Source organism: Bacteroides intestinalis (assembly GCF_003464595.1).
Lineage (GTDB): Bacteria > Bacteroidota > Bacteroidia > Bacteroidales > Bacteroidaceae > Bacteroides > Bacteroides intestinalis_A.
Genome location: NZ_QRZF01000038.1, coordinates 1 through 15,666, shown reverse-complemented (window position 1 = coordinate 15,666; position 15,666 = coordinate 1). Strand labels below are relative to the sequence as shown.

Sequence of the window (15,666 nt, the reverse complement as noted above, 5' to 3'; positions counted from 1 at the left end):
GCTAATATACTAAAAATATTAGGTGTGTTTGCGGAGAATCAGATAAAACAGTTATATTGAGCAAATTCCAAATAGATTCTTGGAAACAAATATACGGCATAAAAGACGCACAATATGGAGGACTAGTATTAGGGAATAGACACATAGAAGGCAGCATCGAAAGCGGTGTCAAAATAGTAAATCCAATCGATTCAGATAGATACAGTTTGTTTGAGATGGAAGGAGGAGAATATCTTATGTACGCTGGGGCTACTAAGAAATACAGAAAACGGTTAGATGAGATAAATCGATATGCAGGAAAATATGATGAAATATCAGAAGAAAGAATCAGTAAACTTTATAGTGTCATAAAACCTACAACGGCGATGGAAATGCTTATGTTATCAGGTAGTAACCATTACATAATCAGGAGAAGTGCCACTTCTAAATTTTTAGAAGAACTGGATAAGATTAACAGAGAGTGTATAATAGAATCTTTGACTAAATAAACATAATTATTAACCCAAGGCACTCCCACAACGGTGGAACAGTGGAAATAACAGTATCTTGATAAAATAGACAAAAAGACAAAGGAATATAATCAATTAAGCCTCAACCGCCTACAAGCAAGATTTTTGCAAATAAACAAAAATTCGTAACGCGTAGGTCGCCAGTTCAAGTCTGGCTAGCGGCTCAGAAAGAGAGAGATGCTTATGCATCTCTTTTTTTATTTCATAGATTCTTCTTACCTTTGCCAGACTAAAACAACTTCAGAAACAGATGAAAAAGAAGACAAAAAAAATTCTCATAGGAGGATTGGTAATCCTGTTCCTTATGGGCGTAGCTTGTACCGGAACATTCTATTATTATATATTCTACCCACAATTTCATCCCCAAAAGACTACTTATATTTATATCGACAAAGACGATACAATAGACTCCATATATAATAAAGTAAAAGTACAGGGACACCCGAAAAGTTTCACAGGTTTTCTTTGGATGACCCGATGGCGCAATTATGATTCGTCTATCCACACCGGACGCTATGCCATCCGCCCGGGAGAAAATGTGTATCATGTCTTCAGTCGTTTATACCGGGGATATCAGGAACCTATCAATCTTACTGTTAGCAACGTACGCACTTTAGACAGACTTGCCCGCAGCATTGGTAAGCAGTTAATGATCGACTCTACAGAAATTGCCACTGTAATGAATGACACTATATTCCAGAAGCGGATGAGATATAAAAAAGAAACAATGTCCAGTCTGTTCATTCCGGAAACATACCAGGTTTACTGGGATATGAGCGTAGACGAATTTTTCGAGCGTATGCAGAAAGAACATGAAAAATTCTGGAACCAGCAACGATTGGCTAAAGCTGAATCTATCGGAATGACACCGGAAGAAGTTTCTACCCTGGCCTCTATTGTTGAAGAGGAAACCAACAACAACGAGGAAAAACCAATGGTTGCCGGACTCTATATTAACCGTTTACACAAAGGTATGCCATTGCAGGCAGATCCAACAATAAAGTTTGCCCTCCAGGACTTTGGTTTAAGAAGAATAACCAATGAACATTTGAATGTCAACTCACCCTACAATACATATTTAAATGCAGGCCTGCCTCCGGGTCCCATACGTATACCTTCACCTATAGGTATCGATGCAGTACTGAACTATGCCAAGCACGACTACATTTACATGTGTGCTAAAGAAGATTTCTCAGGTACTCACAATTTTGCTTCCAATTATGCTGATCACATGAAAAATGCCAGAAAATATTGGAATGCTTTAAACGAAAGAAAGATTTTCAAGTAAAATCATGATAAAATAAAAGCAAAAGCCTATATTTGCGAGTGAAAAACGCAGATTATTTCCTTTTTTAATAATCATGACTAACATTAAAATAATCAGATATGAGCAAGCAACTCTTACTTGGCGATGAAGCCATTGCACAAGCTGCATTAGATGCCGGACTCTCAGGTGTTTACGCCTACCCCGGTACTCCTTCCACAGAAATTACAGAATACATTCAAATGGCGCCTATTACGGCTGAACAGAATATCCATAGCCGTTGGGCCTCCAATGAGAAGACAGCTATGGAAGCTGCATTAGGTATGTCATTTGTCGGTAAACGAGCATTAGTCTGCATGAAACATGTAGGCATGAACGTAGCTGCCGACTGTTTTATCAATTCAGCTGTTACAGGTGTAAAAGGTGGATTAATTGTAGTAGCTGCGGATGACCCCAGCATGCACTCCTCACAGAATGAACAAGACAGTCGTTTTTATGGTGATTTCTCATTGATCCCCATGTACGAACCAAGCAATCAGCAGGAAGCATATGATATGGTTTACAATGGATTCGCATTTTCTGAAAAGATTGGCGAACCGGTATTGATGCGTATGGTCACCCGCCTGGCACACTCCCGTTCCGGTGTAGAACAAAAACCGCAACAACCCCAAAACCAAATGTCATTCAGTGAAGACCCTCGCCAGTTCATCTTGTTGCCAGGTAACGCCCGCAAGCGCTATAAGGTTTTATTAGAACGTCAAGCCGAATTTATTGAAGCATCTGAAAACTCTTCTTATAATAAGTATACCGATGGTCCTAATAAGAAATTAGGTATCATAGCGTGTGGAATCGGCTACAATTATCTGATGGAAAACTATCCTGATGGTTGCGAATACCCCGTATTGAAGATTGGGCAATACCCATTACCCAAGAAACAGCTCCTGCAATTGGTAGAAACCTGTGATGAGATTCTGGTATTGGAAGACGGACAACCTTTCGTAGAAAAACAACTGAAAGGCTATCTTGGTATCGGCGTAAAAGTAAAAGGACGCTTAGATGGCACATTATCACAAGACGGTGAATTAAATCCGGATAAGGTGGCACGTGCTGTGGGAAAAGAAAACAAGTCAGAGTTTGGTATTCCTTCGCTCGTAGAAATGCGTCCACCTGCACTATGTGAAGGTTGTGGCCATCGTGATATGTACACTACGCTCACCCAGGTTTTGAAAGAAGAATATCCGACACATAAAGTATTCAGTGATATCGGCTGTTATACTTTAGGAGCCAATGCACCATTTAATGCTATCAACTCATGTGTAGATATGGGTGCATCTATTACCATGGCTAAAGGAGCTTCGGATGGCGGACTTCATCCAGCAGTAGCAGTGATTGGCGACTCCACCTTCACGCATTCCGGCATGACAGGACTTTTGGATTGCGTCAATGAGAATGCAAATGTTACCATTGTTATTTCAGACAATGAAACGACTGCAATGACAGGTGGCCAGGATTCGGCCGGAACAGGACGTATTGAAGCGATCTGTACCGGTATTGGCGTAGCCCCCGAACATATCCGTGTAGTAGTTCCCTTGAAAAAGAATTATGAAGAGATGAAGCAGATTATCCGTGAAGAAATCGAATATCGCGGTGTATCAGTTATCATTCCACGCAGAGAATGTATTCAAACCTTAGCACGTAAAAAACGAAACAAGTAAAACCATGAAAAAAGATATTATACTTTCCGGCGTAGGCGGACAAGGTATCCTCTCTATCGCCACTGTAATCGGTAAAGCCGCCCTTAAAGACGGACTATATATGAAACAAGCGGAAGTACATGGCATGAGCCAACGTGGCGGCGATGTACAATCCAATTTGCGCATAAGCGATCAGCCTATCGCTTCCGATCTTATCCCTTCCGGTAAATGCGATCTGATCATCTCACTTGAGCCGATGGAAGGATTACGTTATCTTCCTTATTTGAGTCCTGAGGGCTGGCTGGTGACTAACGAAACACCGTTTATTAATATCCCCAACTATCCGGCAGAAGCTGACGTAAGAGCGGAATTAGATAAGCTACCTCACAAGATCATTCTTAATGTAGACAAAGTAGCCAAAGAAATTGGTTCCATCCGTGTAGCAAATATTGTTTTACTGGGAGCTACCACCCCATTCCTCGGCATCGATTACGAGAAAATACAGACCAGTATCCGCGAAATCTTCGAACGTAAAGGCGAGGCCATAGTGGAAATGAATCTTAAAGCACTCGCAGCCGGAAAGGAAATTGCTGAGAAATTAATGTAAGATCCCTCAAAAATACACCACCATGAATAACAAATACTGGGAAGAAGAAATAGAAACCATGAGTCGTGAGAAGTTGCAGGAATTGCAACTTCAACGACTCAAAAAAACGATAAAGATTGCGGCTAATTCACCGTACTATAAAAAAGTATTTCAAGAATATAATATCACAGCTGATGACATCCAAAGCCTGGATGATATACGGAAAATACCTTTTACCACGAAATCCGATATGCGTGCCTGCTATCCATTCGGCATGGTATCAGGTAATATGCAGGAAGATGGTGTGCGTATTCATTCATCAAGTGGAACCACCGGTACTCCTACCGTCATCGTCCATTCACAACACGACTTGGACTCTTGGGCCAACCTGGTAGCACGCTGCTTGTACACTGTAGGAATACGTAAAACAGATGTTTTCCAGAACAGTTCGGGCTATGGTATGTTCACCGGAGGATTAGGCTTCCAATACGGTGCTGAACGCCTAGGCGCACTGACTGTTCCTGCAGCAGCCGGAAACAGTAAACGCCAGATCAAGTTTATCAAAGATTTCAAGACTACCGCACTCCATGCCATCCCCAGTTATGCCATTCGCCTGGCAGAAGTTATTCAGGAAGAAGGAATTGATCCGACAAGTACCAGTTTAAAAACACTTGTTATCGGAGCAGAACCCCATACAGACGAACAGCGCAAGAAAATCGAACGCATGTTAGGTGTTAAAGCCTATAATAGCTTCGGTATGACAGAAATGAATGGCCCTGGCGTTGCTTTTGAATGTCAGGAACAAAACGGCATGCATTTCTGGGAAGATTGCTACCTCGTCGAAATAATTGATCCTGAAACAGGAGAACCCGTTCCGGATGGAGAAATCGGTGAGTTGGTATTGACCACTCTTGATCGCGAAATGATGCCGCTTATACGTTATCGTACCCGTGACCTTACCCGTATTCTTCCCGGAGAATGTCCTTGCGGACGTACACACCTCCGCATCGACCGTATCAAGGGGCGCAGCGATGATATGTTTATCATTAAGGGAGTAAATATCTTCCCAATGCAAGTTGAAAAAGTATTGGTACAGTTCCCACAATTAGGTAGCAATTATCTTATTACCTTAGAAACCGTAAACAACCAGGACGAAATGATTGTAGAGGTAGAACTCAGCGATCTTTCTACTGATAATTACATTGAACTGGAGAAGGTACGTAAAGATATTACCCGTCAACTAAAAGACGAAATACTTGTTACCCCCAGGTTGAAACTCGTGAAGAAAGGTTCATTACCCCAAAGCGAAGGAAAAGCCGTCAGAGTAAAAGATTTGCGACAAAACCAATAAAAACAGCCTTTTTTCAAAATAATCAGTGGAATACTTGACATCGCCTTTTTGATACAGTATCTTTGTACTGTCCATTTATAGATACTATTTCACTGAATTATATTTCGCATCATATAGAAACGGGGAAGCTTTTGCTTCTCCGTTTTTTTTAGCCCCTCATGCAGCAGGCCCCAAAAGCTTACGCTTATATAACCGTCAGCTTACACTTGCACAAGTGCAAGCCCACACCTATACAAGCACAATGCCACAGTCCATCATCTTTAACTCCACACTTCGCTGTCTGCAACCTGTGGCATTTATCCTGTTAAGGTGTGGCATTGAGAGCACTGAGATGTAGCATTTGCCCCAACAAACACTGGCAAAAGAAACGAAAGTCCTTTTATTGCATATCACTACCTCAAAGCAGCCTCCTAACCTACTTCTATTAATAATACATAAATCTGCTATTGACAATATTTGAGTTACGACACCGCTTAATAGAGGCTAAGCGGAAATCTTTGGATTAAAGAAAGTACAAAGAAAAAGGAACGGTAACCAACCAAGATTACCGTTCCCTCTTTATAAAAAAGCCGCACCGATGATGTGATGAAACTCCGAATGACATGATTTGAGCGCTCGTCCTCTTTGTAATCCACCGACTCAAAGTTACCCCGAAGGGCGTGGCCCGCCATCGAGAAGCGAAGCTTGTCTCGGTATTTCATAATAGTTTGATGAGTTTCCCGATCCAATCAATGCGGCTATATTTTCTACAACAAATGTAGTAAGTTTCTGTCAAAGAAACAAGGAAAAACCTGATTTTGTTTCCTCCATACAGGACATTTTATATTATATTCTCCCTATTATAAGCAAAAAGTGCCGATTACTCGTTCGTAATCAGCACTTTGTAAACTATTTGCTAAATAAACTTAAGCAGCCTTTGCTTTAGCTACGATAGCCTTGAAAGCTTCCGGATGGTTCATCGCTAAATCAGCCAAAACTTTACGGTTGATTTCGATACCTGCTTTGTGCAAAGCACCCATCAGCTTAGAATAAGACATACCTTCCAAACGAGCTGCAGCGTTGATACGCTGAATCCACAAAGCGCGGAAGTTTCTTTTCTTGTTCTTACGGTCGCGGAACGCATAAGTCAAACCTTTCTCCCAAGTATTCTTGGCAACGGTCCATACGTTCTTTCTTGCACCAAAGTAACCTCTGGTTAATTTCAAAATTTTCTTTCTTCTTGCTCTTGAAGCAACGTGATTTACTGATCTTGGCATAGTTTTACTAATTTTTGAATGTTAGCGCCATTACTTCACGCAACGGACTTAAAGCTAATGCATTCGGTTAATACTTTAAAATACTTTGTACGCTTTTTACTTCATTGCTAAGAGTTCCTTAACTTGGCTTACGTTCGTCACGTCAACTGTAGTTGAATGGCACAAGTTTCTTTTTTGCTTCTTAGTTTTCTTAGTCAAAATGTGACTGTGAAAAGCGTGCTTTCTTTTGATTTTACCTGTTCCGGTAAGAGTAAATCTCTTTTTAGAACCGGAGTTAGTCTTCATCTTTGGCATCTTACTTATTTTTAAATTATTTAAATTATATGGCAACGCACTATACCTGTGGCGTTACTCATTTCTTTTATTCTTCTGATTCAGCCGGAGCTGCTTTCGGAGCATCTGCAGATTTCGGTGCAACAGGCTTCTTAGGCACTTCTTTTTTCTTCGGAGAAAGCTGAATAGTCATTCTCTTTCCTTCCAGTACTGGCATCTGATCTACTTTTGCATAGTCTTCCAAGTCATTGGCAAAACGAAGCAACAACACTTCTCCTTGCTCTTTAAACAAGATGGAACGACCTTTAAAGAACACATAAGCCTTTACTTTATCACCTTCTTCCAAAAAGCCTTTAGCATGCTTCAACTTGAAGTTATAATCGTGATCATCAGTCTGAGGACCGAAACGAATCTCCTTCACGTTTACCTTCACCTGTTTCGCCTTCTGTTCTTTCTGACGCTTCTTTAACTGATAAAGAAATTTAGAGTAATCGATGACACGACAAACAGGGGGTTGTGCGTTTGGAGAGATTTCCACGAGATCCACCTCACGCTCTTCGGCAAGCTTCAATGCCTGGGCTATCGGATATACGTTGGGTTCTACTTCATCGCCCACTATGCGGACTTCTTTGGCACGGATTTGTTCGTTAATCCGGTATTGCCCTTTTAAGCTGTCATTTTTCATTAAATAACCTCTATTTCCAGTTTGTTTCTTATTTACTACTCCCAAATTATTATTTTTTTATGTTAGGTAAAAGCTATCTTTAGAACATCATTTATGCTATGCTTTCACAAGTGGGCGCAAAGTTACCATTTATTTATCATATTCTGAACTTCTTCGTTCAAAATTTTAGCAAATTCTTCAAATTTCATAGTGCCTTTATCGCCTTCCCCTTGCTTGCGGACAGAAACTTCTCTGTTTTCTGCTTCTTTTTCACCCACAATCAGCATGTAAGGAATACGCTTCAATTCATTATCACGAATCTTACGTCCTATCTTCTCATTGCGTTCATCCACAATTGCACGGATATCATATTGCTTCAGGAACTTTTTCACTTCCTGTGCATAATCATTAAACTTCTCACTGATAGGCAAAATAGCTACCTGCTCAGGTGTCAGCCACAACGGGAACTTACCTGCCGTATGCTCGATAAGCACAGCAACGAAACGCTCCATTGAACCGAATGGTGCACGGTGTATCATCACCGGACGATGTTTTTGGTTATCAGCACCGGTATATTCCAGCTCAAATCGTTCCGGCAAGTTATAATCCACCTGAATGGTGCCCAACTGCCAACGGCGACCGATAGCATCTTTTACCATGAAGTCCAGCTTCGGGCCATAGAAAGCCGCCTCACCATATTCAATTCTTGCAGTCAAGCCTTTTTCTTCACAAGCCTCGATGATAGACTGTTCAGCTCTTTCCCAGTTTTCGTCGCTACCGATGTATTTCTCACGGTTCACTTTGTCACGCAAGGAAATCTGTGCTTCCACATTGGCAAAGTCCATAGAACGGAACACAATAGAAATAATGTCCATCACGCGCAGGAATTCATCTTTCACCTGGTCGGGACGGCAGAAAATATGTGCATCATCCTGTGTAAAGCTACGTACACGTGTCAATCCGTGCAATTCACCACTTTGCTCATAACGGCAAACCGTACCGAATTCAGCCAAGCGCAAAGGCAGATCCTTATATGAACGCGGGGAATTCTTATAAATCATACAGTGGTGAGGACAGTTCATCGGTTTCAGGAAGTACTCCTCTCCTTCTTCGGGTGTATGAATAGGTTGGAATGAATCCTTACCATATTTAGCATAGTGACCGGAAGTTATATACAGCAGCTTGTTACCAATCGGCGGAGTAATAACCTCCTGATAATCGTAACGTGCCTGAATACGGCGCAGGAATTCCTGCAGACGCAGACGCAATGCAGTACCTTTCGGCAACCACATAGGCAAGCCTTTACCTACTGTATCAGAGAACATGAACAAATCCATTTCCTTACCGATTTTGCGATGGTCACGTTTCTTGGCTTCTTCCAGAACAACCAGATATTCATCCAGCATCTTTTTCTTCGGGAAAGTAATACCGTAGATACGCGTCATCATCTTGCGGTCTTCATGTCCACGCCAGTAAGCACCGGCTACCGACATCAATTTGATAGCCTTAATCGGCGCAGTAGTCATCAAGTGCGGGCCACGGCACAAATCCGTAAAAGCACCTTGCGTATAAGTAGTAATGTGACCATCTTCCAATTCAGAGATCAATTCACATTTATAAGTTTCTCCACGATCACCGAATTTTGTCAATGCATCCGCTTTTGAAATACTTTCTCTCACAACAGCTTCTTTCTTTGCTACCAGTTCTGCCATTTTAGCCTCAATCGCCGGAAGGTCAGATTCTTTAATAGTAGCCTCACCCGGATCCACATCATAGTAGAAACCGTTTTCAATGGCAGGACCAATACCGAACTGAATACCCGGATATAATTCCTGTAAGGCTTCAGCCAACAAGTGAGCACTGGTATGCCAGAATGCATGCTTACCTTGCTCGTCTTCCCATTTATAGAGAACAAACTCAGCATCCTCGTTGATAGGACGCCCCAAATCATAAATCTCACCGTTCACGCCACATGCCAGCACTTCCTGTGCCAGGCGAGAGCTGATACTTTCTGCAATTTGCAGTCCCGTTACTCCGTCATTATACTCGCGTACGGAGCCGTCTGGAAATGTAATTTTTATCATAATGTTGTGTATATTTCAATTTTCAGAACGCAAAAATAGCTAATTCTTTTTGATATTTTATTTTTTAGCAAAAAAATGTTATTCACGAGTATTGGTAAACCGCTTAATAATATTGTAAGCAGAAACAATACCCAATTCTCCTGCTTTACTCAGGTCTGTAATACCCTGCTTATTATTACCCAGGAAGATATGAGTCAGACCACGGTTGAAATAAGCTTCGGCAAAGTCTTTATTCAGTTCGATTGCCTTGTCATAATCTACCAATGCTCCACGGTAATCCTTCAACAGAGACAGCACATTGGCACGATTATAATATCCGTAAACAAAATCAGGTGCCAATTGGATGACATGATCCAAATCTTTTCTCACAATATCATAATCCAAGGCGGTTACTTCCGCTTGATTCTTACTGTCAACAGAAGCTCCGGGAACACCTTCGGTCAAACCGGCTTCCGCCTTCTTATATTCCAATTGCTTATAACGCACCAACGAGCGCATAAAGTAAGCCGGAAAGAATTTATCATCCAGCAAAATGGACTGCGTAAAGTCATCTATAGAACTGGCAAAGTCCTGAACCAGATAGAAATCAAGTCCGCGCAGAAAACGTTTCTTGGCATCCTTATCATTGGATACGATATCCGAAGTATGGGTATCGATCAGAGCAAAATGAAATTTCACCTGTTCTTCCGTCAACGGAGCTTCCATATTAGTAATACGCAACGGTTTCGGGAATATTTTCTCATGATTCAACTCCTCAATATATTTATGGAAATGAACAATGCGCTTCACCTCACTCGATTTCTCATAATATGTCAATGCATACATCGGTTCCATCTTAACGGCTACGTTCCGGTCTTGAACACGACCGCGGTAGTCGCTCTTATATTTCTGGTCTTCTTCCGAGTCATCAGCAATCACGATTTTCCGGTAATTCTCCATATTCTTATCGGATTTCTTACGCGTCTTGCTCGTATCCTCATTATCCTGATTATTGTCCGCAACGTCCTTATCGCTTGTCGTAACCCCGTTACGCTTGTCTATCTGCATCTTCATGATTTTGAATTCATCCTCTTCGGCACCTTTACGATCACCGATCTTCTTACGAGCTTCGGCACGCTGATAGTACCCAGCCATAAAATTAGGATATTCGTCAATCACCTTCGAATAGTCACTGATAGCACCACGATAATCACCCGTCTGTGCACGCAGCAAACCACGGTTGAAAGTTGCCATCATATTATCCGGTTCTACCTTCAGAACAAAATCAAAGTCTTCAAGTGCCCGGTTATCGTCACCTACCTGTGCACGGAGCAAACCACGGTTATAATGCCCCAGGAAGTTATTCGGATCGATGTCCAATGCCAGATCATAATCACTCATGGCGCCTCTCAGATTATTCTGATGGAAACGCGCCAATGCACGATTGATATAATTACCAGCATTCTTCGCACTCAGATGAATAGCCTGATCCAAGTCACTTTCGGCATCTGTATACTTTCCCTGTTGCAAACGGACAATAGCGCGTGCGCTCCATCCATCAGGATCATAACGGTCCATATCAATTGCCGTTTCAAAGTCATTCAGAGCCTGTATAGTATCCTTTTGCTTCAACGACACTTCGCCACGCATCAGATAAGCACGCGTGTACCTGGGAGCTATCTTCAGCAATTTCCCCAAATCCTCTTTAGCCGCATCATAATCCTCTTTCTGCATATGGCAAAGAGAAAGATTATGCCACAGAACAAGATTCTCCGGATCATATTTCAGAGCTGTCTGATAATCTTCAATAGCACCGTTATAATTATTCTGCCGGATACGTGCCAATCCACGTATCTGATAGGCACCTACTACAAAAGGATTACGATCGATAGCCGCATCGCAATCCGCTTCCGCACCTTGGAAATCATCCAAATTGATTTTTGCCAAACCGCGAAAGAAGTAAGGCTCATATAAATAAGGCTTAGCGTTAATTACCTGGTTGAAATACTGGATAGAAAGCACATAGTCTTCAAAATACAACGCGTTGCGTGCGATTGTCATCACTCGCTCCGTATTGATCTGCGCACACAGCAACGTAGGAAGCAACAGGAAAGCCGTCAGTATCTTTTTTATCATCTTGTCTTATAAATGCTTGTAAACGAAACAAATTTAATGCTTTTCATTTACTTGGCGGGATTAACGGAAGACTTTTTATATTTTTTGAGCCTTTTATACCTTATTATAAGATTAGCTTATTTCACAGTCTTGACTTTATACGTGCAATGGGCTTTTCCCTTTAGCATCGCATTCAGTCTTCCCTTAATCATTTGCTTACGCAAGGGAGACAAATGATCAATAAACATCTTTCCTTCTAAATGGTCAAATTCATGTTGCATCACACGTGCCAGGTAGCCCTCAACAATTTCGTCATGCTCTACCATATCCTCATCCATATACGTTACATGGATTTTATTACCACGCTTCACAGCTTCATGAATACCCGGAAGGCTCAGGCATCCTTCTTCCATAGACACTTCTTCACCTGATACTTCCAGGATATGGGGGTTGATATATGCTTTCCGGAAACCTTTATATTCAGGATAATCTTCTGATAATACATCCAGATCAACGACTACAACACGAACAGGCAATCCTACTTGCGGTGCTGCAAGCCCTACACCTTCAGCATTATCCATCGTTTCGAACATATTCGCAATTAACTCTTTCAAATTTGGATAGTCGGGAGCAATATCTTCCGCCACTTTTCTCAATACGGGCTGACCGTATACATAAATGGGTAAAATCATTCTTTCTCTAAGTTACAAATTACTAAATCAATATATATAAGTATATATACCTTATTATAATATAAAACGTTTATTTTCCAAATAGCTTTGCAGAATAATAGTTGCACTGATTTCGTCCACCAAAGCCTTATTCTGGCGATCTTTCTTCTTCAGCCCGGCCTCCCGCATAGTGCGATGTGCCAAAACGGATGTAAAGCGCTCGTCAACATACTCAACAGGCATTTCCGGTAACTTTTTCTTCAACAAACGGACAAAAGGTTCTATACGTTTCATATTTTCCGAAGCCTCATTATTCATCTGTTTAGGCAAGCCTACAAGAATACGTTCCACCGGTTCTTTTCCTACATAATCAAGGATGAATGCCAGCAGCTCATGCGTAGGCACAGTGGTCAGTCCGTTAGCAATCATTTGCAATGTATCGCTGACAGCTATTCCCGTACGCTTTTTACCGTAATCAATAGCTAATATTCTACTCATAATGGGCTACAAAATTACGATTAAAATTTGATATTTACCTCCATCTACCGGCATAATAACAAAAAAGGGAGTCTAACTCATGCTAAATATAGCTGCACATTCCAATTATTCCGCTTTACTTTAAAAGCACTATTGACTATAAACTGGCCATTAGAGTAGAAGTTCAAAGCATGCATTATACTATATTATTACCAAACATGGCTTTTTATATTAATTTTCAGAAGAAATCAATTCATAGGACACAATACAATAACGATCTAATAATCAACAGCAAAGATACATCTTATAAAAAATGAGATTTTGATATATTAATAGCTATTTTCATGTAAGCGAGACCTTATTCTTCTGGACTTCCTTACCACACTAGGCACTTTATCTAAATAAATATTTAATTATTTAACTATATAGTATTCGATCTTCAAGAGTAATTTATGTAAGCTATTAGAAATTCATCTTTTTATCCTAATATTATTACATTAATATTTTCATTATCGATCTAATATTATTTGATTCCTTTATAACAAAAAAGGTATCCGACAACAATCAGACACCTTTTCTTCTTTATAGAGTTTCACCTCTAATCTTATCCTTTTTCCAGAATTATTGTTTTTATTCCAGAATTACTACACGGTTTAGATAGTTCTTACCGAACATGTTAGCTGTACCACCGAATCCTACGAGTTCGAGCTGATCTTTGTTAACGCCTTCTTTAATCAATGCGTCATAAACAGCCTGAGCACGTTTTTCAGACAACTTCTGGTTCCAAGAAGCGCTACCTGTAGCCTTGTCAGCATAACCTGCAACCTTGTACTTCTTATCCGGGTTAGCCTTCAGGATCTTAGCAGCCAACTCGATGTTAACCAAACCGTAATCATCGATACGAGCACTACCGATCTTGAAGAAGACAGCACGCGGACCAGCAACTTCAACTTCCTTCACAACTTCCTTAGTTACAGGTTTAACGTTAGCCAAAGCATTCTTTGCATTAGCCAGGTCAGCCTGAGCCTGAGCCAGTTCGCTTCTGTATCTGTTGATTTCTGCGTTGATAGCATCCTGGTCAACCTTTGCGCCACAAGAGATAAACTTCTTGCCACCGAAAGTATAAGTAAGACCTGCACCAACATAAATGCCACCAACAGTTCTTGAAGATGACAGATAGCCCAGATAAGAAGAAGCTAATTCACCACGAGCTTCGATATCAATATCAAGGTAGTTGTTTACATTGAATTTACCCAGCAAACCTGCAGAACCGTTGATGTAAGCACCTGTCTTGTCATCAGCACCTGCGGGGCGAACTTTATGCCAAGCTGTACCTGCCTGGTTCTCTGCGATTTCGAAAGAGCTTGCACCCTTAGCGATAGTCAGACCGGGACCAGCGAATACAGACAAGGTAAATATACGGTTAGGATTGTATCCACCGATTGCATTTGAAAGATTGAACAAACCGTCCAGACGAATCTGACCTACGTTCTTGTCATTGTTTACCTTTGAACCTACCATGCTACCGTCAGCAGCATAAGTACCTTCAGACCATTGTGTGTTGAAGTTAGCTTTCCACAAGCCACCCTGAGCGCGCACACCCCAAACCGGAGTAAACCACTTACCAAGAGACACGGTAATATGGGGAGCCGGGTCTCCAAATTTACCTTCACTCTTACCCGAATTTACCAAAGAAACTCCACCAGTCACGCTCACGAAGATATTATCTCCGGCCTTTTCGCTGACGAATTTCTCTTTTGTTTGAGCTGTTGCAACAGTAGCACCAGCCAACATCAAAGATAATATTACTAATTTACTTTTCATTGTTTTTAAATTTTTTGTAATTCAACTCTTTTAATTATTTGCTCCGACCACTCGCTTACTTCAGATAAATCTTGTAAGTAAGTCCGCCGGTAAAGTATTTCATTTTTTGCAATTCTACCTGCGCATGCAAATGGTTGAAAAGCAAATAGGTGGCACCCAACGCAAAATCTTTTGAATCATACTCTGCGATTACTCGCAACTGCGGATGAAAAGAGGGGTTGTAGGTAATGCCTACAGCCGGCCCGTTTAAAGGGTAATCGTTGCGATGGTTAAAAAGATAAGAGAGATGTACCCCTATCTCTTCAGTTCCTACGGGAATATGTTTGGTCGCTGCAATATAGAAACGACAAAAATAACCGTTGCCATCAACAGACGATATCTGTCCGTCACCGGATTCAGTATAAGGATCCGAAGTTCCTACTACCACCGCCGGCATATACTTCCAGAATTGTCCTTCTTTCAAAGCTCGCAGTCGGACAGAAAAATATCTGTCCTGATTTGTAAATCCAGAGTAACCATAAGGCTTTAAGCCTAAAGCTTCCGCTTTAAAGAGGGTGCATGTATATGCCACCTCCAACCAGGGGAATATGGTTACATTCAAGAAATAATTGTACGTATGATAGTACCATGTAGGAGGAGTTATCTCCTGATTCAAAAAGTTACCACCAATCATTACCGTCTTATCCCGTTGCATCTCTGCCGAAGGTGCATGCAACAAACCGGTGGTACCATACGTCAATTGAGCCGAAAGCAAGAGAGGACAACACAGCAATAAACCAATAAGGATTACTTTTCCTAATATATACCTCATCATTGCTTTCTTTTCATTTTTTTATTGCGCTATCTTTTTGACTATGAATTATTATTCAAAGATACCACCACCGGCATTCAAATCACCACCATGACCATGACCATGTCC

Annotated in this window: 13 protein-coding genes and 1 pseudogene; 5 read left to right on the top strand and 9 right to left on the bottom strand. The window is 41.2% G+C overall.

The genetic code is table 11. The features are described from left to right. The first annotated feature begins 56 nt into the window (after nucleotides 1-56). The 5 genes from DWW10_RS25265 to DWW10_RS25245 all read left to right on the top strand — a co-directional run bounded on the left by DWW10_RS25265 (nucleotide 57) and on the right by DWW10_RS25245 (nucleotide 5,404). On the top strand, nucleotides 57-488 hold the full coding sequence (locus DWW10_RS25265) for a hypothetical protein (RefSeq protein WP_118487397.1): 432 nt from the start codon (nucleotides 57-59) through the stop codon (nucleotides 486-488). 271 nt (nucleotides 489-759) lie between these two features. After that, the gene (mltG, locus tag DWW10_RS25260; protein ID WP_022393804.1) at nucleotides 760-1,797 is read left to right on the top strand and encodes an endolytic transglycosylase MltG; all 1,038 of its coding nucleotides are present in this window, start codon (nucleotides 760-762) and stop codon (nucleotides 1,795-1,797) included. Nucleotides 1,798-1,895: 98 nt separating this feature from the next. Continuing rightward, a complete protein-coding gene (locus tag DWW10_RS25255) occupies nucleotides 1,896-3,488 on the top strand; it encodes a thiamine pyrophosphate-dependent enzyme (protein ID WP_022393805.1) in 1,593 nt (530 codons plus the stop codon). Between the two features lie 4 nt (nucleotides 3,489-3,492). Continuing rightward, nucleotides 3,493-4,074: an indolepyruvate oxidoreductase subunit beta gene (locus tag DWW10_RS25250; RefSeq protein ID WP_022393806.1), complete on the top strand. Its 582-nt coding sequence runs from the start codon at nucleotides 3,493-3,495 to the stop codon at nucleotides 4,072-4,074. Nucleotides 4,075-4,096: 22 nt separating this feature from the next. Beyond that, nucleotides 4,097-5,404: a phenylacetate--CoA ligase gene (locus DWW10_RS25245; protein WP_022393807.1), complete on the top strand. Its 1,308-nt coding sequence runs from the start codon at nucleotides 4,097-4,099 to the stop codon at nucleotides 5,402-5,404. 905 nt (nucleotides 5,405-6,309) lie between these two features. On the opposite strand, the gene rplT is transcribed toward DWW10_RS25245, so the two are convergent. The 9 genes and pseudogenes from rplT to DWW10_RS25195 form a co-directional block, all read right to left on the bottom strand. Beyond that, complete coding sequence (gene rplT / locus DWW10_RS25235; protein WP_007214085.1) at nucleotides 6,310-6,660, bottom strand: 50S ribosomal protein L20; 351 nt, start codon at nucleotides 6,658-6,660, stop codon at nucleotides 6,310-6,312. Between the two features lie 96 nt (nucleotides 6,661-6,756). Further along, entirely contained in the window at nucleotides 6,757-6,954 is a 198-nt protein-coding gene (gene rpmI / locus DWW10_RS25230) for a 50S ribosomal protein L35 (protein ID WP_007214084.1), read from the bottom strand. A 67-nt stretch (nucleotides 6,955-7,021) separates the two neighbouring features. Next, nucleotides 7,022-7,618, bottom strand: coding sequence for a translation initiation factor IF-3 (gene infC, locus DWW10_RS25225; protein WP_118220776.1), 597 nt, complete (start codon nucleotides 7,616-7,618; stop codon nucleotides 7,022-7,024). Nucleotides 7,619-7,740: 122 nt separating this feature from the next. After that, complete coding sequence (gene thrS / locus DWW10_RS25220) at nucleotides 7,741-9,681, bottom strand: threonine--tRNA ligase (protein WP_022393809.1); 1,941 nt, start codon at nucleotides 9,679-9,681, stop codon at nucleotides 7,741-7,743. A 78-nt stretch (nucleotides 9,682-9,759) separates the two neighbouring features. Continuing rightward, nucleotides 9,760-11,796, bottom strand: coding sequence for a tetratricopeptide repeat protein (locus DWW10_RS25215; RefSeq protein WP_022393810.1), 2,037 nt, complete (start codon nucleotides 11,794-11,796; stop codon nucleotides 9,760-9,762). A gap of 116 nt (nucleotides 11,797-11,912) precedes the next feature. Beyond that, nucleotides 11,913-12,467: a peptide deformylase gene (gene def, locus DWW10_RS25210; RefSeq protein WP_022393811.1), complete on the bottom strand. Its 555-nt coding sequence runs from the start codon at nucleotides 12,465-12,467 to the stop codon at nucleotides 11,913-11,915. A gap of 54 nt (nucleotides 12,468-12,521) precedes the next feature. Next, nucleotides 12,522-12,944, bottom strand: coding sequence for a Holliday junction resolvase RuvX (gene ruvX / locus DWW10_RS25205; RefSeq protein WP_007663744.1), 423 nt, complete (start codon nucleotides 12,942-12,944; stop codon nucleotides 12,522-12,524). Nucleotides 12,945-13,553: 609 nt separating this feature from the next. Continuing rightward, a pseudogene (locus tag DWW10_RS25200) lies at nucleotides 13,554-14,399 on the bottom strand (OmpA family protein); the annotation flags it as partial. Between the two features lie 403 nt (nucleotides 14,400-14,802). Continuing rightward, nucleotides 14,803-15,558, bottom strand: a complete 756-nt coding sequence (locus DWW10_RS25195; RefSeq protein WP_259320539.1) for a YjbH domain-containing protein — start codon at nucleotides 15,556-15,558, stop codon at nucleotides 14,803-14,805. Nucleotides 15,559-15,666 lie beyond the last annotated feature (108 nt).

Bases quoted from the DNA above. Each gene is read 5' to 3' on its own strand.
- DWW10_RS25195 (WP_259320539.1), bottom strand. From the start codon at position 15,558: ATGAGGTATATATTAGGAAAAGTAATCCTTATTGGTTTATTGCTGTGT.
- DWW10_RS25250 (WP_022393806.1), top strand. From the start codon at position 3,493: ATGAAAAAAGATATTATACTTTCCGGCGTAGGCGGACAAGGTATCCTC.
- infC (WP_118220776.1), bottom strand. From the start codon at position 7,618: ATGAAAAATGACAGCTTAAAAGGGCAATACCGGATTAACGAACAAATC.
- ruvX (WP_007663744.1), bottom strand. From the start codon at position 12,944: ATGAGTAGAATATTAGCTATTGATTACGGTAAAAAGCGTACGGGAATA.
- DWW10_RS25245 (WP_022393807.1), top strand. From the start codon at position 4,097: ATGAATAACAAATACTGGGAAGAAGAAATAGAAACCATGAGTCGTGAG.
- DWW10_RS25255 (WP_022393805.1), top strand. From the start codon at position 1,896: ATGAGCAAGCAACTCTTACTTGGCGATGAAGCCATTGCACAAGCTGCA.
- rpmI (WP_007214084.1), bottom strand. From the start codon at position 6,954: ATGCCAAAGATGAAGACTAACTCCGGTTCTAAAAAGAGATTTACTCTT.
- def (WP_022393811.1), bottom strand. From the start codon at position 12,467: ATGATTTTACCCATTTATGTATACGGTCAGCCCGTATTGAGAAAAGTG.
- rplT (WP_007214085.1), bottom strand. From the start codon at position 6,660: ATGCCAAGATCAGTAAATCACGTTGCTTCAAGAGCAAGAAGAAAGAAA.
- DWW10_RS25215 (WP_022393810.1), bottom strand. From the start codon at position 11,796: ATGATAAAAAAGATACTGACGGCTTTCCTGTTGCTTCCTACGTTGCTG.
- mltG (WP_022393804.1), top strand. From the start codon at position 760: ATGAAAAAGAAGACAAAAAAAATTCTCATAGGAGGATTGGTAATCCTG.
- thrS (WP_022393809.1), bottom strand. From the start codon at position 9,681: ATGATAAAAATTACATTTCCAGACGGCTCCGTACGCGAGTATAATGAC.